Here is a 24,936-nt window from a genome sequence, read left to right as displayed (position 1 = left end):
ACGACTGGACACTATAACCAAATCTTCTTAAGAGAAAAAATAATTAGTAATTATTTTTATATAGCTATTAGTTATAATAAGAATCGGCAGCCGGCAGTCATCAACCGGTAAGGCGCCGGACACAAAAAGGGCGCGACCATGGATACATGATCACGCCCGCCGTGCCGGCCAGGTAGCCGACTATCGCGTTAAAGGTGCGGTCAGGAAGCGTTTTCCACCGGGATCTGCTGAATACCGGCCAGCAACCAGCCCGAGTTGTTTTCCTTGTAAAGGTTCCAGACTTCCTCGAAGCGGAAGGCCGCTTCCTGCGCATCTTCGCGCAACATGCCCGAGAACCGCACAGAGGCAAGGTGGCCATCCTGGACCTGTTCAATACCAAGCAACTCCGCGTTCAACAGCACCACCTCTGTCTGGCTTTGGCCCGCGCGGCTGGTAATTTGTGGTGTCAGCTCTGCAACCAGGTCTTCGGTCAGATAGTTTTTCAGGTCTTCAATATCGCCCGTGTCCCATAAGCCCTGGATGGTAACGAACTGCTTCTTGGCTGTTTGCAGGAAGGCAGCCGTATCAAAATCGCCCGGAATAAACCAGCTTTTGTCTGCGGGGTCGGTCGCTGCCTGCGTTTGGCCGGCAAAGTCTGTGGCTGACAGGCCAGCTTGCTGTTGCATGCCACCATTGTTATTACCCGCGCTTGCCGGCGCAGTGTACTCATGACGCGAACCTGGTGCAGGCGTGCCGGCTTGACGCTGCATGGACGATGGGCCCTGAAAGGCCGGACGGGCCTGGCCACCACGCAAACGACGCACGATAAACATCACACCAAAAATGACAATGGCAATAAGAAGCGCACTGGACAGGAATTCAAGCATCGCGCCGCCCAGCCCAAGGCTGGACAGCAATGCGGCAATACCCAGGCCGGCGGCTATGCCGGCTATCGGACCCAGAAATCGCGAGAATCCACTGCGCTGAGTCGCTGCACCCGCATTGGCAGAATTGCGGGCTGGCGCTGCTGAACTGCGATTAACCGCATTGGGGGCCTGTGCGGCCGGAGCCCTATTCTTCATAATGTTGGAAGACTGGCGACCGAAGCTGCCGCCACCGCCCATACGGCGGGCTTCAGCATCAAAGGTCACGGTCAGCAGACTGACCGACGAGACGACGATCAGCGCAGCTGAAAGAAATTTAGACCACTTTTTGAACATTGATTATTGCTCCGGTGGGATTGACCCACAATGAATAAATTAGCAAACAAGCCAATCTTACAAAAACCTGAATAATTATGCAAGCAAGATTGTTTCGGTACGCAAATGCGGTTCCCTTCTGTGGGGACGTGAGGCAACCTGGTCAGAGACCGGCCACGTCTGTAGGCGTCAGAACAGCTTGACCCCTTCGTGCAGCGCCACCACCCCTGCGGTCAGATTGAAATAATTAACGCGAGGCAGGCCGGCGTCACGCATCATTTGCGCCAACGTTTCCTGATCCGGATGCATGCGTATGGATTCTGCCAAATAGCGGTAGCTGTCTTCATCATCGGCCACTTTTTTACCAAGCCATGGAAGAATATTGAAAGAATACCAGTCATAAGCCGGCGCCAGTGGCGGCGCCACCCGGGAAAACTCCAGCACCAGCAATTTCCCGCCGGGCTTGAGCACTCGCTGCATCTGTTGCAGGGCCTGCTCCTTGTGCGTCATGTTACGCAAACCGAAAGCCACGGTGACCACATCAAAGAACGCATCAGGAAACGGCAAGTGCTCCGCATCGCAAACCACGGTAGGCAGCAATACCCCCTGGTCAATCAGGCGATCCCGGCCTACCTGTAACATAGAAGAATTGATATCGGTATGCCACACCTGACCGGTGGGCCCGACCTTAGCGGCAAATGCCAGAGCCAAGTCGCCAGTACCGCCGGCGATGTCCAGCACTCGCATGCCCGGCCGCACTGCGGCACGCCCGATCGTAAAGCGCTTCCAAATGCGGTGCATGCCGCCGGACATCAGATCATTCATGACATCGTAGCGTTGCGCCACCGAATGAAACACTTGCGCCACCTTTTCGGCCTTCTCCTGTTCATCAACAGTACGGAAACCGAAATGCGTGGTACCGGATTGCCCGGCCGGCGTAGGGCGTTCTGAATTCATATGCAATCTTTATTGAAAGTAGGCAGGGTTGTCACAAACATGACACAATCAGGCAATACTATTGAGGCTGGTATTTCCGGTTAATGTCAATTGGATGACTTTTTAATTTTACTTCATTATGGCCAGCACAATTCTTGTCGTTGAAGACGAACCCGCAATTCAAGAGCTCATTTCTGTCAACCTGTCCTTTGCCGGCCATAAAGTGCTGCGTGCGCTGGATGCCGAACAAGCAAAGGTACTGATCAACGCAGAACTGCCCGATCTGATTCTGCTGGACTGGATGCTGCCCGGCTCCTCCGGCCTGAATCTGGCGCGCAACCTGCGCGGCAGCGAGCGTACGCGCGATATCCCCATCATCATGCTGACCGCCAAAAGTTCGGAAGCCGACAAGGTCGAAGGGCTGGAAAGCGGCGCCGATGATTACATTACCAAGCCGTTTTCTCCTAAAGAGCTGATGGCGCGCATCAAGGCCGTCCTGCGCCGCCGTGCGCCTCAACTGACTGACGACGAAATCGAAATCGCGGGTCTCAAGCTAGATCCGGTCTCGCACCGCATCACGGGCAATGGAGCAAACCTGCCGCTGGGTCCGACCGAATTTCGCCTGCTGCATTTTTTCATGACACACCCGGAACGCGTATTTACCCGGGGTCAATTGCTCGACCAGGTCTGGGGCGACCATGTGTTCCTAGAGGAACGCACCGTTGACGTGCACATCCGCCGCCTGCGCAAGGCCCTGGAGCCAAGCAATCATCATAATCTGGTTGAAACTGTTCGCGGGAGCGGGTATCGTTTCACCTCTAAACTGCCGGCCTGATTCCCTAACAGGCCCGGTATACCGGGCCCGGTTTGTTTGCTATTGAAGCTGGTTAACTGCCGGCGCGCCAGGCTTTTCGTCAATGTTGGGCGGCTGGCACATAGCCCGCTGTTCAGGAAATAATCAACCATGCCCCGCTCCACTCTTTTGCTCGCCTATCTTGTTGTTGTCGCGCTGGCGCTGGGCATCCAGTGGTTCGCGGGCGGCGTCAGTGGCGTTGTGTTTCTGGCACTTTGTGGCTTGGCCTACCAGGCCAGGCAGTTGCGTCATCAGAAGCTGACGCGCAAGTGGGCCAGCCAGCCTGCCAGCGCGCCGCCGCCCGACTTGGGCGTTTATGACGAAATTGTCACGCCCATCTACAAATATGTGCGCAGCCGGCAGAACGAATATACCGCGCTGCGCGAACTGACCAACAACGTCCTGTCGGCAGCCCAGGCCCTACCCGCCGCAGCCGTCACCCTTGACAAATCCTTTCAGATCGAATGGTGCAACGCCCAGTCCCAGCGACTTCTGGATCTGGTGTATGAGAAAGACAAGGGCTATAACATCTTCAATATCATTCGTCTGCCCGAGTTTTTCGATTACGCGCAAAGTCGCCAATGGAGCCGGCCTTTGCGCAGCCGCAAGGAAATCGGCGGTCAGGTCTGCTCCTTGCAGTTTCAGCTTACCCAGCACGCCAATGAAGGATATCTGCTGCTGTGCCAGGACATTACGCAACTGGAAAAACTGCAAACGACCCAACGGGACTTCGTCGCCAATGTCTCGCATGAAATCCGCACGCCGCTGACCGTACTGATCGGTTTTCTGGAAACCATGCGCGATCTTCCGAACGACGCATTGACAAAAGAACAGCGCAATCAATATGAAGTACTCATGCACGAGCAGGCGCAACGCATGCTGGCCATCGTAGCCGACCTGCTTACCCTGTCTACGCTGGAGTCAACCGAGATTATCGACGGCACTACCGTGCAATTGGCGCCCATTATTAACGAGGCCGCCGTACAGGCCCAGTCAATCTCGCGCGAATCGCACGCCTTTGAGTTTGACGTTGATCCGGTACTGGCTGTCGTCGGACAGATGAATGAGCTGGCGTCTGCCGTGACCAATCTGCTGACCAACGCCGTACGCTATACCCCGGAAGGCGGCAAGGTCTCCATCGGCTGGGGCCGCAACGATCATGGCGAAGCTGTCTTTAGCGTGACCGACACGGGACTGGGGATTGAAAAGAAAGATATCCCACGCATTACCGAACGCTTTTACCGCGTGGACAAAAGCCGTTCGCGCGCCTCCGGCGGAACCGGACTGGGGCTGGCCATTACCAAGCACATTGTGATCAGGCATAACGCCAAGCTGGTCATCGATAGCGAGATCAACAAGGGCAGTACATTCAAGATCGTTTTTCCGACAGAAGCCGTGGTATACGACCCGCAAGACAGTAGCGCCAAAAAGGCCGGGATTGCCGATGCCTGAGTGCTGACCGGTAGTCCGCGACAGGCCGCACTGCGGTCCATCAGGTTTTACCCGTACCGTGCGCAGCGCCCACGGTATTGCTGATAAACTGTGTCGAACACACATTAACAGGTTCCGCTTTCGAACCGCATTTGCACAAAGCATGAGTTCACACACGGTCAACTCCACCGCTCCCTGGGCCTTTACTTCAGAAGGGGATCATTGCCTGATCATCCGCTTCGGCGATCGGATTGATCCGGGCATCAACGCGCGAGCGCGTCAGGCGGCCGAGCTGATTCATCATGCCGGTCTGCCCTACATCAGCGATCTGGTGCCCACCTTCACCACATTGGGGGTATATCTGCACCCCTTTTATCCGGATCCGCCTGCACACAAAGACCTGATCAACACCCTGACAGGCCTGCTGGCGCCGCTGTCCGGGCAGTCGGGCACTGACAATACCGCGGGCGCCCTTGCCCAGGCCACCCGGCTGATTCGTATCCCGGTCTGCTATGACCTGCAACTGGGCATCGATTTGATTGATATCGCCCAGCATTGCAAAATATCCGTCGATGAGGTAATCCGGTTGCACACCGCCGCCCCGGTTCGCGTTTTCATGCTGGGTTTTGCGCCAGGCATGGGCTACATGGGCCTGTCCGACAGCCGTCTTGCCATTGCCCGACGCAGTACGCCACGCAACCGCCTGCCTGCCGGATCGGTTGCCATCGCCAACTGCCAGACTGTTATTTATCCGAACGATTCGCCGGGGGGCTGGCATATTGTCGGCGCGACACCGCTGCGCCTGTTCGACCCGGACACCGCTCCCTATGCGCTTTATGCGCCGGGCGACGAGGTTCAGTTCGAAGCCATTGATCGTCACGAGTATGACCGAATCAAATCGGAAAGTCATGATACGCAATAAGGAAACAACATGACGTTGCAGGTGCTCAGGCCTGGTCCGCTGTCGCTGTATCAGGATGCCGGCCGCCACGGTTATCAAGCCTATGGCGCGCCGGTGTGCGGCGTCATGGATCAGGTCGCCTACAGGCTGGCCAATGCCCTGGTGGGCAACCGGGAGCCCTTGCCTGTACTGGAAATGACGCTTTCAGGGCCGCAAATCAAATTCACCCAGGACGCCTGCATCGCCGTTTGCGGCGCGCCATTTTCGATTCGGTGCGACCAAAAACCGCTTGCCATCAATCGTCCTCACCTGATCCGCGCCGGCCAGATTCTGCAAATTGATGCACCCCCTGCCACGACGGACCGGCTCTCGGGACACGCCCGGGCAAGCATGGCGATTGCCGGCGGCGTACAGCTGACCACCAGCATGGAAAGCGCCAGCACCGATCTCAAAAGCCGCATGGGCGGCGTGCACGGACGCGCACTGCTCAAAGACGATACGCTTGTCCTTAACCGGAGCATTCAGACACCGGCCGTGGGCGCGCTGGCCCAGTTTCTGGACGATTTTCGGATTTATCTGCCCGCGGGGCTCGGGCTGGCCGCCAGAAGTCGTATCCGGGTGACGCGTGGCGCACACTGGATGCTGTTTAACACCAGACAACAAAACCGATTTCTTAACGGCTCCTATACCATCACCGCGAACTCCGATCGCATGGGCTATCGCCTGCAAGGCCCCTCGCTGCAACCGGAACCCGACCTGCAGATTCTTTCCGAACCTACCGCTTTTGGCACCATTCAGATCCCGCCAGACGGGCTTCCTATCATCCTGATGGCCGATCGCCAGACCACCGGCGGCTATCCCAAAATCGCCAATGTCGCCAGCGTCGACCTGCCTGTTCTGGCGCGCTGTTTGCCTGGTGAGACGCTGCATCTGTCACTGATCAGCCTGGGTCAGGCGCAACGGATCTTCCAGGACCGCGAAGCCTTGTTCGAGCAATTACACCAGGCCCTTGATCCGCTGGCCACACAAATTGCTGCCGCTTTTTCGCAGCAGACATAAGTTGATCCCATACACACGGCGTCAGGCCACTGGCGCTATTTGCCAGACCGTTAGGTATAGAATGCCAGTATGATTTCTGTGTTTTCACCTGCCTCTGGCTCATGGAATAGACGTATGAAAAAAATCGATCTCAATTGTGATATGGGCGAAAGTTTCGGCGCCTGGACCATGGGCGATGACGCTGCCATCATGCCCTATGTGACTTCGGCCAACATCGCCTGTGGTTTTCACGCAGGCGACGCGCATACGATGCGTCGCACCATGCAGCTGGCGCTGCAGCAAGGCGTCAAGCCAGGCGCACACCCCGGCCTGGACGATATACGGGGATTCGGGCGACGCCCCTTTGCGCTCACCCCCGCCCAGGCCTATGACCTGATCGTGGTACAGGTCGGCGCCCTTGCCGCCGTCGCCCGCTCCCAAGGCGGCAGGCTTTATCACGTGAAAGCACACGGTGCCTTGTATAACATGTCAGCCAACCATGCAGAGCTGGCGGCAGCCATCGCGCAGGCGGTGCTGGATGTCGACTCGCAACTGACACTGTTTGCCCTGGCCGGCAGCAAACAGGCAGAGATTGCCCGCGGCCTGGGCCTTAACGTAATGCAGGAGGTCTTTGCCGACCGCTCCTACCAGGATGACGGCACGCTGATGCCGCGCAATCAGCCCGGCGCGCTGATCGAAGACGTTGAAACGTCGGTCGCGCAAGCCCTCACTATGGTAAGAGAAGGATATGTGATTACCCAGTCGGGAAAAAAGGTAACAATCGAAGCCGATACGCTATGCCTGCATGGCGACGGCGTTCATGCGCTGGAGTTTGCGCGCCAAATCCATGCCGTCTTTGAAAAAGAAGGCCTGCTGATGGCCCTTTAAGACAATGGGCGCACGATTTCCCTGCACTCCAGATCCCGCGATGCCGCCTCGGATACAGCGAACAGGCGGATTTTCGCAAACAAAAAATCACCAGGCCTTGGACATGCCACCCGGCCTGTCACTCGCTGCCAAAAGGAATCCTTCATGAGTACGAATCAGAACCCGTCCATTGAACCCATTGTTCTGCAACGCTACCAAGAGCGCATCAGCACCAGTCTGCGCAATTATCTGGCCGATAACGGTTTTACCAAAGTGCTGGTCGGCAGTTCCGGGGGCCTTGACAGCGCCATCACGATCGCCCTGGCTGCACAGGCGATCGGTGGCGACAATGTCACGGCGATCACCATGCCCTCGTCCTATTCCAGCAAGGGCAGCGTGCAGGATTCCATTCAGTTGTGCGAAGGCCTGGGCGTTGAACTGCTCACATGTCCAATCATGGATATCGTCACCCAGGTCTCGGACACGATGCAAGCCAGCCTGGGAGCGCCTGCCAGCGGCGTGGCCCTGGAGAATCTGCAGGCACGGGCGCGAGGCATTGTACTAATGACCTACTCCAATATGAATGGACATCTTGTCCTTTCCACAGGTAACAAGTCCGAAGCGTCGGTAGGATACTGCACGTTGTATGGAGACACCTGCGGCGGCCTGAACCTGATCGGCGACCTGTACAAAACCGAGGTCTACGCGCTTGCCCGCCATATGAACACAAGCGCCGGCAGGCAAGTGGTTCCACAGGCGATCATCGACAAGGCGCCGTCAGCAGAGCTTGCCCCGGGCCAGAAGGATTCTGACAACCTGCCCGATTACGACATCCTGGATCCGGTATTGCAGGTGCTTTTCGGAACGGTGAATGAAGGCGCACTCGCCCAGGAAATCCTGGACGATAAAGTGCCCAAATCGGAGCAGGACGCACTTTTTGCCAGGGTGTCGGATCTGGCCAACAAGAGCGCCTTTAAACGCCTGCAATTGCCGCCGGTAGTCAGCCTGCGGGAAACGGACGCGTCGGTTTGAGCGATACAAGAAATCGCCTTCATGCGTAATAAAGAACTCGTCAATCATGCCGAGTACTAACGAACCATCAACGGACGACGCTACTGTCAGCGCGCTGATGATCGTAAAGAACGAGCGCGCGTCCGGCTCTGGACATATATTGACCCTGAAGCCGCCTGTCCGACTATCGTTCTATAGTGGACAAAACAGCTACAAAAAAAGTAGTTGAGTAGCCTGACACCGCGCAACTAAATCAGTTCACTTCCTGACGTTGTTGGCCCAAACCTTGAATACCCAATGTGATTATGTCTCCCCTATTCAAATAAACGGGCGGCTTTTGGCCGAGCCCGACGCCTGGCGGAGTGCCTGTAGAAATAAGATCACCAGGTTCTAAAGTCGTAAAACGGCTGACATAGCTGATCAGATGATTCACATCAAAAACCATTTGTTCCGTATTGCTATTCTGGAACTGTTTACCATTTACCTCAAGCCATAAACTCAGCGCTTGCGCATCAGGAATCTCGTCCGAACTGACGAGCCAAGGCCCAATCGGACCAAAAGTGTCACATCCCTTGCCAATATCCCACTGACCGCTTTTCTCCAGCTGATATTCGCGTTCCGAAATATCATTGACAACACAATAACCTGCAATGTATTGCGCAGCATCCTGAGGTTCAATACACTTCGCTTTTTTCCCAATTACTACGCCAAGCTCTACTTCCCAGTCCGTTTTCTTGGAGTTCAGGGGAAGCTCGATAGGGTCGTTGGCGCCCTGCACGCAGCTAGTCCACTTGGTAAAGATGATGGGCTCTTTGGGCACTGGTTGTCCGGACTCTTCTGCATGATCGCGGTAATTTAACCCTATGCAAATGAACTTGCGCATGCCTGTGTATGGAACACCCAACCGGACCCCATCCGGAACTTCGGGTAGAGCGTCAATATCGATGGAGCGCAGAGTGTCCATCGCTTGGGGCACCAACTGTTGGACAGTCAAGTCGGAAATAACACCGGATAAATCGCGGATCATCCCTTTGGCATCCAGCACACCAGGTCTTTCTGCCCCCTTCGGGCCATAACGCAATAATTTCAATTTCTTTCCTTTATCCATGAATAAATACTAAAAACCGCCGATCATTTCTGCGGAAGATCAAAGTCGGATTTTTTCTATCTTGGCAAGCTTGATAACATTCGTCCATTTTATTATTTCGCTACGAACCCTTTCTTCAAGTTCTGCAGGCGTCGAGCTAACAGCAATCGCTCCTTGTGCTGTCAACCTCTCTTTGACCCCGGCATCTTTGAGGGTCTTAGCTGTAGCGTCTGCCAATTTATTCATAATTGATTCCGGAACCCCTGCGGGAGCGGCCAGTGCAGTCCATGTATAAGCCTCGAACTGGGGAAAGCCGGCTTCCTTAAAGGTTGGTACATCAGCAAGAGAAGAAAGTCTTTCGGTTGAACCAACACCGAGAGCGCGAACGTTGCCGTTTTTTATATGCTGAAATGAAGCCAGCGCGTTATCAAACATGACGGTAATCTGCCCGCCTATAAGGTCTGTAATTGCGAGACTGCTGCCTTTATATGGGACGTGAACAATATCCAAATTATTTTCATGTTTGAATAATTCCATTGTCAGATGCGGAGGCGACCCCACACCCGGTGATGCATAATTAAACTTTCCAGGATTGTCTTGCACCCAAGTCACAAACTCTGGCAGATTAGTTGCCGGTACGGATGGATGCACATTGAGAACTAGCGGCAAGATGGACGTCAGGGAAATTTGCGCAAAGTCTTTCAACGGGTCATAAGGCATTGGATCAAACAGCCCAGTGTTTACGGCATGTGGTCCGTTCCCCGTTAACAAAACAGTGTATCCGTCTGCAGCCGCACGCGCTGCAGCACTCTCACCTATTATGCCGGAGGCGCCAGCGCGATTGTCCACGACGAAAGGCTGCCCAAGAAACCTTTCCAGATTTGCTGCCAAAATACGTGCGATGATATCGGTGGCGCCCCCGGCTGGAAACGGTACGATCATCCGTACTGGTTTCTCAGGCCAGTTTTCGGGCAAGCTTGCACCTACTGCGGGGGCCAAACCCGTTCCCACCGTAGCAGCCAGCAAAGCCATAAAATCTCTGCGTTTCATGCGGATCTCCTTAATACTACTGCACTGAGTTGTGTTTTCTTTCTGATCCGGTCGCAGTCAGTTGGGATGGTAAAAAGGCTCGTCGCCTAGAATCGTTGTACGGCGCATCAGCCGAAGGTACTTATCATCGAATTCTGTTGCGCGATGCATGGTGGATCGGTTGTCCCAGAAAACCAGATCGCCTGGCTGCCATTTATGGGAATACACAAATTGCGGTTGGGTTGCAAAATTACTCAATTCAACGACAAGCTTTCTGCCTTCTTCTTCGTCCATACCATCGATGGTCCTGGTGAGACCCTCACCGACATACAAAGCCTGACGCTCTGTACTCGGATGAGTCCTGATAACCGGATGTAAGACCGGTGGTGTTTTCGCCTCTTCTTCTGTCGTCAGCGGAGTCCGGTGAGACAGATAAGTACGATAATGCCAAGGATAATCGTGAACACCTTTTAAAGATGCGAGGCGAACTTTACCTTCCGTTGAAAGCGCATCGTAAGCGGCAAACATACTTGCAAATTGCGTGTCCGCACCAACCGGCGGACATTCGACACAATAAAGCAATGACCCTAGGCTCGGCCGCTTAACAAAGGACATATCCGAATGCCAGATCATCCCGGCACGGTCAGCCCCGATTTTCTCGCCTTTATCGTTCACCGCGTTCGAAAGAATGGTGACTTCAGGACACTCTTCCATATTAAATCGGTTGAGTACGTGCCCAACCAAGGGACCGAAGTTGGCGCTAAAGTCTCTGTGGGCAACGGGTGACAGAGCCTGATTGCGAAACACAACAACCCCGTTTTGCTCAAGCGCTTCTTTTATTGCGAGTACGGTGGCTTCGTCCAGGGGATCGGATAAATCCACACCCTCGATATTTGCTCCTATGTGCTCAGTTAATTTCGTGATCTTGAGATCGTTTTCGAAATTCCGACAAGTAGTTTTCCCGAATGTCATTACGCCTCCTCCTTTTTATGTCTCATTGTCGACAATTATAGAATAAATTAATTCCCCCTATTATTCAAGTATTTTTTCTATTATTTTAGTGATTCAGGGAATATTATTTTTTTGTCGACAATATGTTTTGTATTATCTACAATAATGACAACGCGTGGTCTAAAGTGTCGTTAACCATCTTTTTTCCAACACGGTTGGCCTGCGCTGCATCGTGTAACCTGAACGCATCGAGTACTTTGTCCCAATTGTGAATTGATTGTTGGCGACGAATCTCGGTCGATAAACCTAACAACGTGTACCGGGCCACTTGCAAAGACATTTGATTCAGTAAAGCTGCGAGCTTCTTATTGCCGCAATTCTGGAATACGAAGTCGGCCATACTCGCCGAAAGATCCGCATGAACTAAGGCTTTAATGTCATCGCTGCTAGCAACAATAGCTCCCATTTTTACTAGTTTTTCTTCGAGGAATTTCAGATCATTGATATTTACGCGAGCAGCATATAGCTCGAAAGCGACGCCCAGTAGTGCAGCCCTGATTTGGTAGATTTCAGCCATTTCAGTAGCTGTCAGCTCGGTGACTTTGGCGCCATGTCGCGGACGGATAGAAACTACCCCATCCCGTTCCAAGATCCGAAGCGCTTCCCGGACACTGCTTCGGCTCACGCCAAACTTTTCAGCCAAGGGAATCTCCCGGAGGCTGGCGCCTGGTTTTACTTCATTTTTCATGATTGCATCTGCTATCGAACGCGCGATTTGGCTGGGAAGCGTGACAAATTGAGGAGATGGAAAATGCGTCATGAATGATTTGAGGTCTCGAGGTTATTCAATATCGGAGATATTACACCATGCTCATTAGCTCTCAGCACGGAGACCGGAAAAAGCCAAGAGTCTTCGACAAAATTTGCCAGGAAATCCGCAAGAATATCGCTGCCAAACAGCTAAAGCCAGGCGACAGATTGCCATCGGAGCGCGTTCTGGCTGCACAATTCAATGTTGGGCGCCCTGCTGTTCGTGAGGCGCTGCGAACTCTGGAGCAAGCGGGCATTGTTAAGTTTGATGCGGGTAAAAATGCAGGGGCCTTTATATGCGATGGTGATACTGCAACTTTAAGTCAATCGGTGTGCGATCTGCTGCTTCTTGGCCGGTTTACGATTCAAGAGCTGTATGCTTTTCGTACCATGGTTTTAGAAATTACGGTACGGACGGCATGCGCGCGTGCCACGGAAAATGATTTTCACGCGCTGGACGAATGCGCCAATCAGAGTCAGCCGCTTAAATCCCGAACGTCTGCTGATAATGACCTACTCAAACTCATCGCTCGCGCGGCCCACAATCAATTACTCTGTATATGCGTAAACCTACTTATCGAAACGCTAATGTTCCCACAAAAGGAAGTAGCACAAAATGAAGGTTTCAATGATCTGAGACAAAGTCTTGTAAACAGCATGCGCTTACGAAATCCAGAAAGGTCTTTGGAAGATTTGTCAAACTACATCGACGCCATACACGCGATGCGAACAGAAGTAAATCGGCCAGACTAGTCTGAGACCAATCAACCTAGTCGCGGCTACTACCCTCAATATATGTCGATGGACGTCGTAATAGCTCTACCGCGCCGATCAACCAACGCATGTATTGCCACTTTATCCGTGTAATCCCTTGTTGTCCACCGTTCCTTCTGACATCTAATATATTACACATTAGATTGGCTTGGCATGGCCTTCGGGTTGATTACTCCACCTGTTGGTACATGCCTTTTTCTTTGCTCTGGTATCGCACGCGTGTCTGTTACCAAAGTAATCGCACTGACGGTCCCGTTGCTTGGCGCAATGTTACTAATGTTGCTTTTAATCGTGTATTCCCCTGCCATAGTTACGTGGCTGCCATCCCGGATAAACTGACTGACAAATGGTGGCCTGTAGCGCTTGGGGCAACATTCATCCGGCTCCCCATATGAAGGCACCCTTATGTCTTCCTGGCCTCCTACCAGATCCACAAAACGGCAGCGGTCATCAGCACATAGCGCAGAAATTTGCCAATGGTCATAAAAACGATGCACGGCAGCACGGGCAGGCGCATCCAGCCCGCAACACCGCATAATGGGTCGCCTACTCCAGGCAACCAGGAAAACAGCAGTGCGGCAGGACCGAAGCGCTCGAAATAATAAGTCATCCTCCCATGCCACTTGCCGCCTTCTTTGTGCTGGGCGGCAGGGACCGGCAAGTCGCCTTCAGACAGATATTTTTCTTCGGCCGCCACCGCCCGGCCGATTTCATCTGTAATTTCGCCTGCAGCCATCGCCTGCTTTTGCTGAAATTTCTCGTAGGCGACCTTTGCCGCCGTACCCATATAAAAGGTAATCACACCACCAATGGTGTTGCCGACAGTGGCGACCAGGATCGCGGGCCAGAACATGTCGGGCGCGATCTTCAGATAAGCAATGACCACCGGCTCGGAACCCAGCGGCAACAACGTGGCCGACACCAGGGCCACTACGAAAATGCCGGGCAAGCCGACAGCTGGAAGGGACAACACAGCCAGCATTTCCCTGACCCACAACATTACTTCATGTTCCATAACTTCCCTATTGGACCGACTTTTTGAAAACGATGGTTCCGGCTTTAATCCTAAAATCAGATCCGCTATGTTAACCTTAAGCGCTCGCCTGTATTCTCTTTTCTTTCAAAAATAACATGTCAACCGACTACCTGAAACGCATATTGACATCCCGTGTATACGATGTCGCAATCGAAACATCCCTTGAACCGGCAACCCTGCTCTCGCAGCGAATTCAGAATACAGTGCTGCTCAAACGTGAAGATACCCAGCCGGTGTTCAGCTTCAAAATCCGCGGCGCCTACAACAAAATGGCCAATTTACCCCCCGAAGCGCTCAAGCACGGGGTCATTGCCGCCTCTGCGGGCAACCATGCCCAGGGGGTCGCCATGTCCGCCAAGCGACTGGGTTGCCGCGCCGTGATCGTGATGCCCACTTCTACACCCGCTGTCAAGGTAGAAGCCGTAAAACGCCTGGGTGGCGAAGCAGTGTTGCACGGCGACTCGTATAGTGACGCCTTTGAATTTGCATGCACCCTTGAAAAAAAGGAAAAGCTCACGTTCGTGCATCCGTTTGACGATCCCGACGTGATCGCCGGACAAGGCACGGTTGCCATGGAAATTCTGCATCAGCACCCCGGCAAACTTGATGCGGTCTTTGTCCCCATTGGCGGCGGCGGCCTGCTTGCCGGCATTGCTGCCTATATCAAACAGTTGCGTCCGGAAGTGGCCGTTATTGGCGTTCAGACCGAGGATTCGGACGCCATGGCGCGCAGCTTTCGTGCCGGGCGTCGCGTCCACCTGAATGATGTCGGTCTGTTTTCCGACGGAACAGCCGTCAAACAGGTGGGCAGCGAAACCTTCCGCCTGATTCACAAGTATGCCGACGACATCATCACCGTCAATACCGATGAGCTGTGCGCCGCCATCAAGGATGTCTTTCAGGATACCCGCAATGTGGTCGAGCCGGCCGGCGCCCTCGGTCTGGCCGGGGCCAAGCGCTACGCTGCCGAACACGGCTGGAAAAACAAGACCGTGATTGCCATTGCCTCGGGCGCCAACATGAATTTTGACCGACTGCGCTTTGTCGCAGAGCGGGCCGATGTGGGCGAAGCCAAGGAAGCCATTTTTGCCGTGACCATGCCCGAAGAGCGCGGCAGTTTCCGACAGTTATGTATGCTGCTGGGCAACCGCAGCGTGACCGAATTCAATTATCGTATCTCGGACGCGCAAAAAGCGCATGTCTTTGTGGGGATTCAGATCAGTTCACTGGCCGAAGCCGAGAAACTGGCCAATACCCTGCGCCGCAAGAAGTTCGAGACGTTGGACCTGAGCCATGACGATTTGGCCAAATCACATTTGCGATACATGGTGGGCGGCCATTCGCCGCTGGCAGATAATGAAGAATTGTACCGTTTTGAGTTCCCGGAACGCCCCGGGGCCCTGATGCGTTTTCTGAACACCATGAACCCCGAGTGGAATATCAGCCTGTTCCATTACCGCAACCAGGGCTCTGACTATGGCCGGGTGCTGATCGGCATTCAGGTTCCGCCTGCCGACAAGAAGGCGTTCAGGCAATTCCTGTCGCAAATCGGCTATCCCTACGAGAACGAAAGCAAAAACCCGGCATACAAGCTGTTTCTGTAAAGGCGGCCGGCTTTTGAGGCAATTGGATACAGGCAGTCAGACAGGGACAGTTGGATGCTGGTACCCTGGCACTGAGTGTCGCGCACTGGCAGTTGGCGCTGGCAATTGAAACGCCACCAGAAAAGACGCAACATCGGTCGGCGAAGTCCGTCTGAACCGGACTGGGCGCAAGTCTTAGAATTCGCAGACAGTAAAGACCGACGCGCCATTTTCGCGCAACAGTTTGGAGCCGCCCAGTTCAGGTAAATCGATAATGGCTGCCGCTTCCACGACATTGGCTCCCAGCCGCTGCAACAGTTTGGCGGCCGCCAGCATCGTGCCGCCGGTCGCAATCAGATCATCCACCAGCAAGACCCGTTGCCCGGGCCGCACCGAGTCGGTGTGCATTTCAACACTGGCATTGCCGTATTCCAGCGAGTATTCTTCAGCCAGCGTCTGAAAGGGCAATTTGCCCTTCTTGCGCACCGGCACGAAGCCCAGTTTGAGTTCATAGGCCAGCACGCTGCCCACGATAAAGCCCCGCGCGTCAATACCGGCGATCAGGTCCAGGCGCTCGCACATATACCGGTAAACAAAAATATCCAGCAAGACCCGGAACGTACGCGGATCTTGCAACACAGGTGTGATATCACGAAAGGTGATGCCCGGCTTCGGCCAGTCAGGCACGCTGCGGATGGCGTTGGTCACCATTTGATGCGGGTCAATCATGGTCATGATGTCGGAAACTCCTGTGACGGTGAAAATCAAACAACGACACTATAGCCGATTCACCGATAGCAATACCGGCTATATTCGCATCGTGTCTTAATCGACAGCCGCCACCGTAATGGTCGAGGACACGCGCAAGGCTTTTCCCCGGGCCAGCTCGCACGTGTCGGCCGCCGCCAGCGCCACGCCCATGCGGCGACGCACGAATGACTGGGGTTTGCCGAAAAGGCGCACGTCAGTATCGGGCTCTGCCAGCGCTTCGGCCACATGACTGAAACTGACGGCATCGGCATCTACACCCCCATATATCACGCTACTGGCCCCAGCGGCGCGCAAAGCGGTATTGACCGGCAGCCCGAGCAGCGCACGCGCATGCAATTCGAATTCGTTCTGGACCTGCGTGATCATGGTCACCATACCGGTATCATGGGGTCTCGGGCTGACCTCGGAAAACCAGACATCGTCGCCTGCGACAAACAGTTCCACTCCGAAAACGCCCAGTCCCTGTAAGGCGCCGGTCACCGCCAGGGAAATGTCCTTGGCCCGTTGCAGCGCAGTGGGCGACATCGACTGCGGTTGCCAGCTTTCCACATAATCGCCCGCTTCCTGGCGATGGCCGATAGGCTCGCAAAAATGCGTGACGATTTCACCGCTTTTGGGGTCGCGCGCCCGCACGGTCAGCAGCGTGATTTCATAATCGAAACGGACAAACCCTTCCACGATGATTCGACCCTTGCCCACGCGCCCGCCTTCCTGGGAATACTGCCAGGCCTGCTGCACCTCGTCAGCATTGCGAATCAGTGACTGACCCTTTCCTGACGAAGACATAACCGGTTTGACCACACAAGGGTAACCAATATCCTGATCAATGGCCTGCTGCAGATCCTGCTGTGTATCGACAAAGCGAAAGGCAGAGGTGGGCAAGCCCAACGTTTCCGCAGCCAGCCTGCGAATGCCTTCCCGGTCCATGGTTAGTCTGGCGGCCAGTGCCGTGGGTATCACCCGTACCTGCCCTTCAGCCTCCAGCTCGACCAGCAGATCGGTGGCAATGGCCTCGATCTCGGGCACAATCACATGCGGCTGTTCGGCGTCAATGATCCGGCGCAGGGCGTCTTTGTCTGTCATGCTTACGACATGGGCGCGATGGGCCACCTGGTGCGCTGGCGCATTTTCATAACGGTCCACGGCGATCACTTCGACGCCCAGGCGCTGCAGGGCGATTACGACCTCTTTGCCCAGCTCCCCCGAACCGAGCAGCATCACGCGGGTGGCCGCGCTGGAAAAAGGAGTACTCAAAACGGGAGAAGGAAAATGGGTGGTCATGATAAGAAGGGTAAAATCAATGGGTTGTGCTGTTTGCCGCCGGCAGAAAACCGCAAAAAGTACCGTATTGCAACCAAAAGCACAAGCACGCGTGGCCCGCAAACGCTTACGGCAACGGCGGCTTGCCGGCACCGGCAAACAAAGCAGGAAATACAGGGATTATAAAACGGCGGCATCACAAAAACAGCGGGGCACGTCCCCAGGCGCATTTACTGTCTTTGGCGCGGGCACATATACTCGTGTAAGCGCCGCATCGACCAAGACATAGATATGCGTGCCGCCAGTGTCCAGCTTTCCGGACATTAACTGCATCTGCGGGGGCACGCAAGTGGCCACGCCGGTGGCACCGGCATGACCTGCCCCTTACGATAACCTGCGATAACCTGCTCCCTTACGGCAGGCCCGCGGGGCAATGGCCTGCAAGCCGGCGCACATTTTGACAGAAGCCAGTAAATTATCCATCTTGCCGTGCAGTTACGATTAAAATCGGCAGATGGTCACTGAAATTGCATTTACCTCTGACGATGCCCTTGCCTCTGCGCATCGCACGCTGCAGACCGAGATTACCGAGCTGCAGCAGCTTGACGCACGCCTGGACGATCGCTTTGCGCAAGCGGTTACGCTGCTGCTGGCCACCTCCGGGCGCGTCGCTGTCACGGGCATCGGCAAATCGGGACACATCGCCCGGAAAATATCGGCCACCTTCGCCTCCACCGGCTCGCCGAGCTATTTCGTACACGCTGCCGAAGCTGCACATGGCGACCTGGGCATGATTACCGGCGACGATATTATTATCGCCGTGTCCTATTCAGGGTCTTCCGCCGAACTGGCGACTATTTTGCCAATCGCCCGACGCCTGGGTTCAAAAATCATCGGCATTTGCGGCAATCGCTATTCCGAGCTGGCCAGCCTGTCGGATGTTTTCCTGGATGTCGGCGTCACCCGTGAGGCCTGTCCGCTCAATCTGGCGCCTACCTCCAGCACCACGGTAACATTGGCGCTGGGCGATGCGCTGGCGATTGCATGCCTGGAAGCCCGGGGCTTTGGCACTTCCGATTTTGCCCGCTCCCATCCTGGCGGCGCACTCGGTCGCCGCCTGCTGACGCATGTGCGCGATGTCATGCGCCAGGGCCAGGAACTGCCTATTGTCGGCCCCGATACGCCAATGCAGAACGTACTGGAAGAGATGACCGGCAAACGCATGGGCATGACCGTGATCGCCGATCAGACACGCAAGCCACTGGGCATTTTCACCGATGGCGACCTGCGGCGGCTTATTATGCAAAGAGGGGATATCCGACCCATTACGGTCGGACAGGTCATGACGCCCAATCCCCGCACAATCGGGCCCGAGGCGCTGGCCGCAGAAGCGGCCGCCGTCATGGAGCAACATAAACTTTCCACCATGCTGGTGGTCAATCAGGAGCAAACACTGGTCGGCGCCCTGCATATGCACGACCTGATGGATGCCAAAGTAATCTGACGTATGAAACCTATCACCACCCCCCATCCGGCCGAAGCGCTGGTGCTCTCCAAAATCAGCCAGCCCGTGCGCGAACTTGCCGCCCAGGTCAGGCTCATCGCCTTCGATGTTGACGGCATCCTGACCGATGGCAGCCTGTGGTATGGCGAACATGGCGAGCTCATGAAGCGCTTTTGCGCGCTGGACGGCCATGGCCTGAAAATGCTGCACCAGGCAGGCGTGCGCGTCGTGCTGATTACCGGCCGCGAAGGCGAGATCCTGACGCGCCGCGCCGCGGATCTGGGACTGTCCAATGTCTTTCAGAATGTACGCGACAAGGTTTCCGTACTCAGCAAATTAGCTGGGGACATGGGCCTGGGTTTAGAAAACGTTGCTTTCATGGGCGACGATGTCATTGATCTGCCGGCCATGCAAAAATGCGGCTTTGCGATTAGCGTGCCAAACGCTCCGCTATATGTACAGCAGACGGCGCATTGGACCACTACGTTACCGGGCGGCAGCGGCGCCGTACGCGAATGCACCGATCTGATCCTGGCGGCCCAGGGCACACTTTCCGGTTTTTTTGCGCCGGGCCGCATTTCAGGCAACGTTATCCAATAAGGTCATGAAAGAACGTTTCCCCGCGCTTATCGCCCTGTTCATGCTGATTACACTGGTGATCTCGACCTGGTGGGCGGCCGACTATGCGCAGCGGGCAATTGACGTTGATCCGCCGGCACGCAAGACGCAGGAACCCGATTCCTGGTCCGAACAGTTCGTCATGCTCAGCTCCGATGCCAACGGGGTGCCTATCAATCGGCTGGAAGGCTCGCATATGCAGCACTATCCGTACAACGATAGCTATGTGATTACCAAGGCCACAGCGACCGGCCAGCGTCCAGACTCGCCGCGAACAATCGGCACGGCTGATACGGCCACCGTGCTGGACAACGGCAACAAGATTATCATGCAAGGCAACGCCCATATGCATCGCTTTCCGCATGGCGAAGACAAGGCACTGGACGTCACCAGCGAGCAATTGATCATCTACCCCAATGAAGATATCATAACGACTGATAAACCGGCGCTCGTGATCAACGGAAATTCCCGTATGAACGGCAACGGAATGATGTATAACAACAAAACAAGAAAGCTCGACGTGTATTCGTCTTCCGATGTTTCCATCTCCGGGCAGGACAGTCAGCGACGTCGCACCACCATCCCCAACCAGCAAGGAACCTCCCCGCAATGAATGCGTCCTCTTTCAGAATCACGACACGTGCGCTGTGCCTTGGCCTGTGCGCCCTGCTGGTCGGCACCGCCACGGTTGCCCAGACACCAGCCGGCGCAGCAAGCTCGGCAAACACGGCAAACAAAGAAGAGCCCGATACCCAGGTGCTGTCTGATACTCTGAGCTATGACGATGCGAATAAAACCAGCGTATTTACCGGCAATGTCATCCTCACACGTGGCCTGATGAAACTGACTGCAGACAAGCTAAGCCTGCGTGAAGATGCACAGGGCTTTCAGCATGGTATTGCCACGGTCAGCGACTCACGTTTTGTCTTTATCCGGCAGGAGCGGCCTGAAAACTACGAAGTCGTTGAGGCGCGCGGGGATCGTGGCGAGTACGACGGCAAACTGAACACGGTCAAAATGATCGGCCATGCCACGGTGACTCGATTTATTTGTGGCAAACCATTCGATACGGTCAACGGCGAAGTCGTCACTTTCAACAACGAGAACAACACCTACTCGGCAACCGGCGGCCCTGCCTCGGCCGCGCAACCGGGACGAGTGCGCTCCATTGCACAGCCGCGGGCAAAAACCGATCAGGCAGTCGCCGAATGCCGCAAGCGGTATGACAACAAACCTATGCCCAGCACCAACCAGACGCCCTCCCAGGACGCGGGCTCAACTGCGCCCGGCGCACCCGGCAAAGCAACCCAGAATTAATGCATGAATACCTCATCCAGCTCTAGCCTGCAGACCAACGCCATTGACGCGCTGGGGCAACTGAAGGCCATTGGCCTGCAAAAAATCTATAACGGGCGCAGTGTTGTCCAGGACGTGTCCATTTCGGTATCCAGTGGCGAAGTCGTGGGCCTGCTCGGTCCCAACGGCGCCGGCAAGACCACCAGCTTTTATATGATTGTAGGACTGGTGCCTGCCGACTTTGGCCGGATTGAAATTGATGGTCGTGACATTACCGCCCTGCCCATCCACAAACGCGCTCGGCTGGGTTTGTCCTACCTGCCCCAGGACGCATCCGTATTCCGGCGTCTTAGCGTGGAACAAAATATCCAGGCCGTGCTGGAATTGCAGATTGACCCGGACACCGGCAAAACACTGACCCGTAAGCGGGTTCAGGAACAACTGGAGCTGTTGCTCGAAGAGTTGCAAATTACGCATATCCGCAAGAATGCCGCCATTTCCCTGTCGGGCGGCGAACGCCGTCGCGTGGAAATCGCCAGAGCGCTGGCCACCAATCCGCGTTTCATTCTGCTCGATGAACCCTTTGCCGGGGTGGATCCGATCGCCGTGATCGAAATCCAGCGAATTGTCCGCTTTCTTAAAAGTCGCAATATCGGCGTGCTCATTACCGATCACAACGTGCGCGAAACCCTGGGCATTTGCGACCGCGCCTACATCATCAGCGCAGGAAAAGTGCTGACCGACGGCGAACCCGATTCCATTATCATGAATCCCGAAGTGCGCAAAGTATACCTGGGCGAACACTTTAAAATGTAACTGTCGTTGCCTGCAATCTCGCCCCTGCGCAGGGGCGCAGGCCAGGTGCGCCGATCCCTTGCAGGGGCTTGTATAACTCTGAATAAGGTTTAAACTATTCATAAAGCCTGGAAAACAGAGTTTCATCAACCCGTCATAAAAAGGAGCCATATCACTCTCATTTTTTTACCGACGCCACGCCTTGTTCCGGCGTCTGCCTATTCAACTTTCAAAAGGAGCACACTATGAATCTTAATATCAGTGGCCATCATGTGGATATTACCCCTGCCATTAAAGAATACGTAGTGACCAAGTTTGCCAAAGTCCTCAGGCACTTCGATCATGTGATAGATACCCAGGTTATCCTGTCCAGGGAGCCGCTCAAGCACAGCGCAGAAGTCACGCTGCGCGTACCGGGCAAAGACATCCATTGCGAGGTGACAGACGAAAACCTGTATGCGGCCATTGATTTGCTTTCGGACAAAACCGACAGACAAGTCATCAAATACAAAACGAAAGCGTCAAACCACTCCAATGAATCGGCAAAAAGAATGAGTTTCGGCTAGATACGTTGTACTTTTTTTCCCGTTTTCCGCATAAACCCGGCCCGGCGGCCGGGTTTTCGCTTACCCTTCTATTTCTTACTGTAAGAACATCCTATAATTGCGGCATGAACCAACTATCCCGTATCCTTCCACAGGAAAACATCCTGCTGGATGTCAATGTCACCAGCAAAAAGCGCGCCTTTGAACAAGCTGCGCTGCTGTTCGAGAACAATCAGGGCATCGCCCGTTCCACCGTTTTCGACAGCCTGTTCTCGCGTGAACGTCTGGGCTCGACCGCGCTGGGCCACGGCGTTGCCGTGCCCCACGGCCGCATTGCCAACCTCAAAGAGGCGGTAGCTGCGGTTATGCGACTGAGCACAGCCATCCCTTTCGATGCCCCAGACGGGCAGCACGTGCAATTGCTGGTGATCCTGCTGGTGCCCGAAAGCGCAACCCAGCAACATCTGGAAATTCTGGCCGAGCTGGCGCAGTTGCTCTCCAGCGCTGAAACACGCAAGCACTTACTGGCCAGCCCCAATGCAGAAGGCATTTATCACCTGCTGGCTCATCCTGCCGGCAATTAATCAGGGGCGCGCTCATGCTCAGTATTCAGGACCTGGCCGCAGACAATGACGAGACGCTGCGTTTTACCTGGATCGCGGGCAAGGAAGGCCGGACCCGCCATATTCAGGACTCGACCGCCAATACTTCCGCCGCTGACCTGATCGGGCACCTGAACGTCGTTCATCCGTCTCGTATCCAGGTGTTCGGCAAGGAAGAACTCATTTTCTACAATCGCATCTCTACGGTTCAACGCGAAAAAATCCTGATTGAACTGGCAGAAGGTGGTGTGCCGGCCATGATTCTGGCCGAAGGACTCGACTCCCCGCCCGATCTTGTCGGATTCTGCGCCCGCAGCAGAATTCCATTGCTTTCCACACCAGTGGATGCCGCACATCTTATTGATGTACTACGCATTTATCTGAACAAGCGTTTCGCCCCCAAAACCACGGTGCATGGTGTTTTCATGGACGTGCTGGGTCTGGGTGTGCTTATCACCGGCGAATCCGGACTGGGCAAGAGCGAACTTGCGCTGGAATTAATCTCTCGCGGGCATGGTCTGGTGGCAGACGATGCCGTCGATTTTTCCCGTACGTCCCCCACGCTGATCGAAGGCCAGTGTCCGGATCTGCTGCGTAATATGCTTGAAGTGCGCGGCCTGGGCCTGCTGGACATTCGCACCATTTTTGGCGAGACATCCGTGCGCCGCAAAATGCGGCTCAAGCTGATTGTGCATCTGGTGCGCGCCAACAGCGAAAAATTCGAGCGTTTGCCGATACAGGATCAGACCCAGGATCTGCTGGGCATACCTATTCGGCGTGTTATGCTGCAAGTTGCAGCGGGACGCAATCTTGCTGTTCTGGTCGAGGCGGCCGTGCGCAACACGATTCTTAAATTGCGCGGCATTGACACCCTTGGAGAATTCATGGAGCGACAGGCTGCTGCGATTATGGAAAACAGCAACCTTTAATCCGTCGTCCGGTTCCACATTGACGCTGACCATCATCGCCGGTCACCGACCGCAGGGTGCCGGTCGACCATACTAAACCCGCGCCGCGCCAGTTTTATCACGCCAAATCCGCATCGGCGAGCGTCCCTGTCTATTTTGTCACGTGGCTATGGTTAAATAGACAATAGAGACATACCCCCTTTCGGCCATTACGACTGCACACAAACGAAACAACAGGCCATTTTTTCGACCACCATACCGTTTTGTTCAGGATTAATACCTATTATGCTTCATGTTGTTCTTATTACCGGCATCTCAGGATCAGGAAAGTCCGTTGCGCTGCGCCAGCTCGAAGACCTCGGCTACTCCTGTATCGATAATCTGCCGGTCAGCCTGCTCCACGACCTGGTAGCCAACGCCAGGGAAAACCGCCTGAAGTCGGTAGCTGTTGCAATCGATGTCAGGACACCAGGCGAATTGGCCGGCCTGCCGGGGGTCATTACCGCCCTTCGCAGCATGGGTCTGCCCATGCAGGTTATCTTTCTAGACTCCGATGACGAGACCCTGATTCACCGCTATTCCGAGTCGCGCCGCAAGCACCCGCTAAGCAACCGCATGCGCGAAACCTCAGGAATTACGCCATCCCTGGAGGATTGCATCACTCACGAACGCAATCTTCTTGCGCCGTTGCGCGAGCAGGAACACGTTATCGACACCTCGGGGCTGACGCCGGGACAACTGCGCGCATGGGTCAAAGATGTGGTCGATCATGAGGAACCAGAGGTCCTTTTGACCTTCGAATCCTTCGCCTACAAAAAGGGCGTCCCTAATGACGCCGACCTCGTTTTTGATGTAAGATGCTTGCCTAATCCTCATTACGACAGTAACTTGCGCCCGCTTACGGGCCGTGATGAACCCGTGGCGACATGGCTGGCTCAATTTGACAGCGTACCCGCCTTAATCAACGATATTGCCGCATATATTGAAAAATGGCTTCCCTTATATATGCAGGACACGCGTAGTTATCTCACCGTTGCCATTGGCTGCACCGGTGGTCAGCATCGATCGGTCTATGTAGCCGAAGAACTAGCCAAGCGCTTCAGTTCGTACAAACCCTTACGCGTTAGGCATCGTGCCCAGTTGACACTATGA

The 24,936-nt window shown here is 54.8% G+C and carries 27 protein-coding genes; 18 read left to right on the top strand and 9 right to left on the bottom strand.

Going from position 1 to position 24,936, the window contains the following annotated elements; all coding sequences use genetic code 11:
- Window positions 1-200: 200 nt before the first annotated feature.
- Window positions 201-1,199: a Tim44 domain-containing protein gene (locus tag CAP48_RS05020; protein WP_100694931.1), complete on the bottom strand. Its 999-nt coding sequence runs from the start codon at window positions 1,197-1,199 to the stop codon at window positions 201-203.
- Window positions 1,200-1,367: 168 nt separating this feature from the next.
- Complete coding sequence (gene ubiE, locus CAP48_RS05015; protein ID WP_100694930.1) at window positions 1,368-2,135, bottom strand: bifunctional demethylmenaquinone methyltransferase/2-methoxy-6-polyprenyl-1,4-benzoquinol methylase UbiE; 768 nt, start codon at window positions 2,133-2,135, stop codon at window positions 1,368-1,370.
- 118 nt (window positions 2,136-2,253) lie between these two features.
- On the opposite strand from ubiE, the gene phoB reads away from it, so the two are divergent.
- The 6 genes from phoB to nadE all read left to right on the top strand — a co-directional run bounded on the left by phoB (window position 2,254) and on the right by nadE (window position 8,236).
- Window positions 2,254-2,949, top strand: coding sequence for a phosphate regulon transcriptional regulator PhoB (phoB, locus tag CAP48_RS05010; protein ID WP_100694929.1), 696 nt, complete (start codon window positions 2,254-2,256; stop codon window positions 2,947-2,949).
- Window positions 2,950-3,078: 129 nt separating this feature from the next.
- Window positions 3,079-4,419, top strand: coding sequence for a phosphate regulon sensor histidine kinase PhoR (gene phoR, locus CAP48_RS05005; protein WP_100694928.1), 1,341 nt, complete (start codon window positions 3,079-3,081; stop codon window positions 4,417-4,419).
- A 142-nt stretch (window positions 4,420-4,561) separates the two neighbouring features.
- The gene (gene pxpB / locus CAP48_RS05000) at window positions 4,562-5,320 is read left to right on the top strand and encodes a 5-oxoprolinase subunit PxpB (protein ID WP_100694927.1); all 759 of its coding nucleotides are present in this window, start codon (window positions 4,562-4,564) and stop codon (window positions 5,318-5,320) included.
- A gap of 9 nt (window positions 5,321-5,329) precedes the next feature.
- Window positions 5,330-6,358: a biotin-dependent carboxyltransferase family protein gene (locus CAP48_RS04995; protein WP_100694926.1), complete on the top strand. Its 1,029-nt coding sequence runs from the start codon at window positions 5,330-5,332 to the stop codon at window positions 6,356-6,358.
- A gap of 114 nt (window positions 6,359-6,472) precedes the next feature.
- Window positions 6,473-7,225 carry a LamB/YcsF family protein gene (locus CAP48_RS04990; protein ID WP_100694925.1) on the top strand — a complete coding sequence of 251 codons (753 nt, stop codon included), beginning with the start codon at window positions 6,473-6,475 and terminating at the stop codon, window positions 7,223-7,225.
- A gap of 144 nt (window positions 7,226-7,369) precedes the next feature.
- Window positions 7,370-8,236, top strand: a complete 867-nt coding sequence (gene nadE, locus CAP48_RS04985) for an NAD(+) synthase (RefSeq protein WP_100694924.1) — start codon at window positions 7,370-7,372, stop codon at window positions 8,234-8,236.
- A 232-nt stretch (window positions 8,237-8,468) separates the two neighbouring features.
- Here the strand turns inward: nadE and CAP48_RS04980 are convergent, their stop codons facing one another.
- The 4 genes from CAP48_RS04980 to CAP48_RS04965 form a co-directional block, all read right to left on the bottom strand.
- On the bottom strand, window positions 8,469-9,305 hold the full coding sequence (locus CAP48_RS04980) for a fumarylacetoacetate hydrolase family protein (RefSeq protein WP_100696610.1): 837 nt from the start codon (window positions 9,303-9,305) through the stop codon (window positions 8,469-8,471).
- Window positions 9,306-9,362: 57 nt separating this feature from the next.
- On the bottom strand, window positions 9,363-10,352 hold the full coding sequence (locus CAP48_RS04975; protein ID WP_100694923.1) for a tripartite tricarboxylate transporter substrate binding protein: 990 nt from the start codon (window positions 10,350-10,352) through the stop codon (window positions 9,363-9,365).
- Between the two features lie 57 nt (window positions 10,353-10,409).
- Window positions 10,410-11,303, bottom strand: a complete 894-nt coding sequence (locus CAP48_RS04970) for a TauD/TfdA family dioxygenase (RefSeq protein ID WP_100694922.1) — start codon at window positions 11,301-11,303, stop codon at window positions 10,410-10,412.
- Between the two features lie 136 nt (window positions 11,304-11,439).
- Window positions 11,440-12,102 carry a GntR family transcriptional regulator gene (locus tag CAP48_RS04965; protein ID WP_100694921.1) on the bottom strand — a complete coding sequence of 221 codons (663 nt, stop codon included), beginning with the start codon at window positions 12,100-12,102 and terminating at the stop codon, window positions 11,440-11,442.
- 47 nt (window positions 12,103-12,149) lie between these two features.
- Between CAP48_RS04965 and CAP48_RS04960 the strand changes: the two genes are divergently transcribed.
- Both CAP48_RS04960 and CAP48_RS20615 read left to right on the top strand, forming a co-directional pair.
- A complete protein-coding gene (locus CAP48_RS04960) occupies window positions 12,150-12,845 on the top strand; it encodes a FadR/GntR family transcriptional regulator (RefSeq protein ID WP_100694920.1) in 696 nt (231 codons plus the stop codon).
- A gap of 174 nt (window positions 12,846-13,019) precedes the next feature.
- Window positions 13,020-13,205: a TRAP transporter large permease subunit gene (locus CAP48_RS20615; protein ID WP_153045653.1), complete on the top strand. Its 186-nt coding sequence runs from the start codon at window positions 13,020-13,022 to the stop codon at window positions 13,203-13,205.
- Between the two features lie 82 nt (window positions 13,206-13,287).
- On the opposite strand, the gene CAP48_RS04955 is transcribed toward CAP48_RS20615, so the two are convergent.
- Window positions 13,288-13,881 (bottom strand): YqaA family protein, encoded by a 594-nt coding sequence (locus tag CAP48_RS04955; RefSeq protein WP_192871289.1) that lies wholly within the window; start codon window positions 13,879-13,881, stop codon window positions 13,288-13,290.
- Window positions 13,882-13,997: 116 nt separating this feature from the next.
- On the opposite strand from CAP48_RS04955, the gene ilvA reads away from it, so the two are divergent.
- Window positions 13,998-15,506, top strand: a complete 1,509-nt coding sequence (ilvA, locus tag CAP48_RS04950; RefSeq protein ID WP_100694918.1) for a threonine ammonia-lyase, biosynthetic — start codon at window positions 13,998-14,000, stop codon at window positions 15,504-15,506.
- Between the two features lie 174 nt (window positions 15,507-15,680).
- Here the strand turns inward: ilvA and CAP48_RS04945 are convergent, their stop codons facing one another.
- Together CAP48_RS04945 and purT are read right to left on the bottom strand one after the other, a co-directional pair.
- The gene (locus CAP48_RS04945) at window positions 15,681-16,220 is read right to left on the bottom strand and encodes an adenine phosphoribosyltransferase (protein WP_192871288.1); all 540 of its coding nucleotides are present in this window, start codon (window positions 16,218-16,220) and stop codon (window positions 15,681-15,683) included.
- A 90-nt stretch (window positions 16,221-16,310) separates the two neighbouring features.
- Window positions 16,311-17,537, bottom strand: coding sequence for a formate-dependent phosphoribosylglycinamide formyltransferase (purT, locus tag CAP48_RS04940; protein ID WP_100694917.1), 1,227 nt, complete (start codon window positions 17,535-17,537; stop codon window positions 16,311-16,313).
- A gap of 493 nt (window positions 17,538-18,030) precedes the next feature.
- Here purT and CAP48_RS04930 point away from each other — a divergent pair, with 493 nt between their 5' ends.
- The 9 genes from CAP48_RS04930 (at window position 18,031) to rapZ (ending at window position 24,936) form a co-directional block, all read left to right on the top strand.
- Window positions 18,031-19,020, top strand: coding sequence for an SIS domain-containing protein (locus tag CAP48_RS04930; protein WP_100694915.1), 990 nt, complete (start codon window positions 18,031-18,033; stop codon window positions 19,018-19,020).
- 3 nt (window positions 19,021-19,023) lie between these two features.
- Entirely contained in the window at window positions 19,024-19,620 is a 597-nt protein-coding gene (locus tag CAP48_RS04925) for an HAD family hydrolase (protein WP_100694914.1), read from the top strand.
- A gap of 4 nt (window positions 19,621-19,624) precedes the next feature.
- Window positions 19,625-20,251: an LPS export ABC transporter periplasmic protein LptC gene (gene lptC, locus CAP48_RS04920; protein WP_100694913.1), complete on the top strand. Its 627-nt coding sequence runs from the start codon at window positions 19,625-19,627 to the stop codon at window positions 20,249-20,251.
- Complete coding sequence (gene lptA, locus CAP48_RS04915; protein WP_100694912.1) at window positions 20,248-20,955, top strand: lipopolysaccharide transport periplasmic protein LptA; 708 nt, start codon at window positions 20,248-20,250, stop codon at window positions 20,953-20,955. Before lptC ends, lptA begins: the two co-directional genes overlap by 4 nt.
- A 3-nt stretch (window positions 20,956-20,958) precedes the next feature.
- Window positions 20,959-21,750, top strand: coding sequence for an LPS export ABC transporter ATP-binding protein (gene lptB / locus CAP48_RS04910; protein ID WP_100694911.1), 792 nt, complete (start codon window positions 20,959-20,961; stop codon window positions 21,748-21,750).
- 224 nt (window positions 21,751-21,974) lie between these two features.
- Complete coding sequence (gene hpf, locus CAP48_RS04905; RefSeq protein ID WP_100694910.1) at window positions 21,975-22,295, top strand: ribosome hibernation-promoting factor, HPF/YfiA family; 321 nt, start codon at window positions 21,975-21,977, stop codon at window positions 22,293-22,295.
- A 104-nt stretch (window positions 22,296-22,399) separates the two neighbouring features.
- Window positions 22,400-22,858 carry a PTS sugar transporter subunit IIA gene (locus CAP48_RS04900; RefSeq protein WP_100694909.1) on the top strand — a complete coding sequence of 153 codons (459 nt, stop codon included), beginning with the start codon at window positions 22,400-22,402 and terminating at the stop codon, window positions 22,856-22,858.
- A gap of 14 nt (window positions 22,859-22,872) precedes the next feature.
- Window positions 22,873-23,805, top strand: a complete 933-nt coding sequence (hprK, locus tag CAP48_RS04895) for an HPr(Ser) kinase/phosphatase (RefSeq protein ID WP_100694908.1) — start codon at window positions 22,873-22,875, stop codon at window positions 23,803-23,805.
- A 264-nt stretch (window positions 23,806-24,069) separates the two neighbouring features.
- The gene (gene rapZ, locus CAP48_RS04890; RefSeq protein ID WP_100694907.1) at window positions 24,070-24,936 is read left to right on the top strand and encodes an RNase adapter RapZ; all 867 of its coding nucleotides are present in this window, start codon (window positions 24,070-24,072) and stop codon (window positions 24,934-24,936) included.

This window comes from Advenella sp. S44 (assembly GCF_002810445.1).
In the GTDB taxonomy this organism is placed as follows: Bacteria; Pseudomonadota; Gammaproteobacteria; order Burkholderiales; family Burkholderiaceae_B; genus Advenella.
The sequence above is the reverse complement of the archived record's forward strand: the minus strand, read 5'-3'. Positions and strand labels throughout refer to the sequence as shown.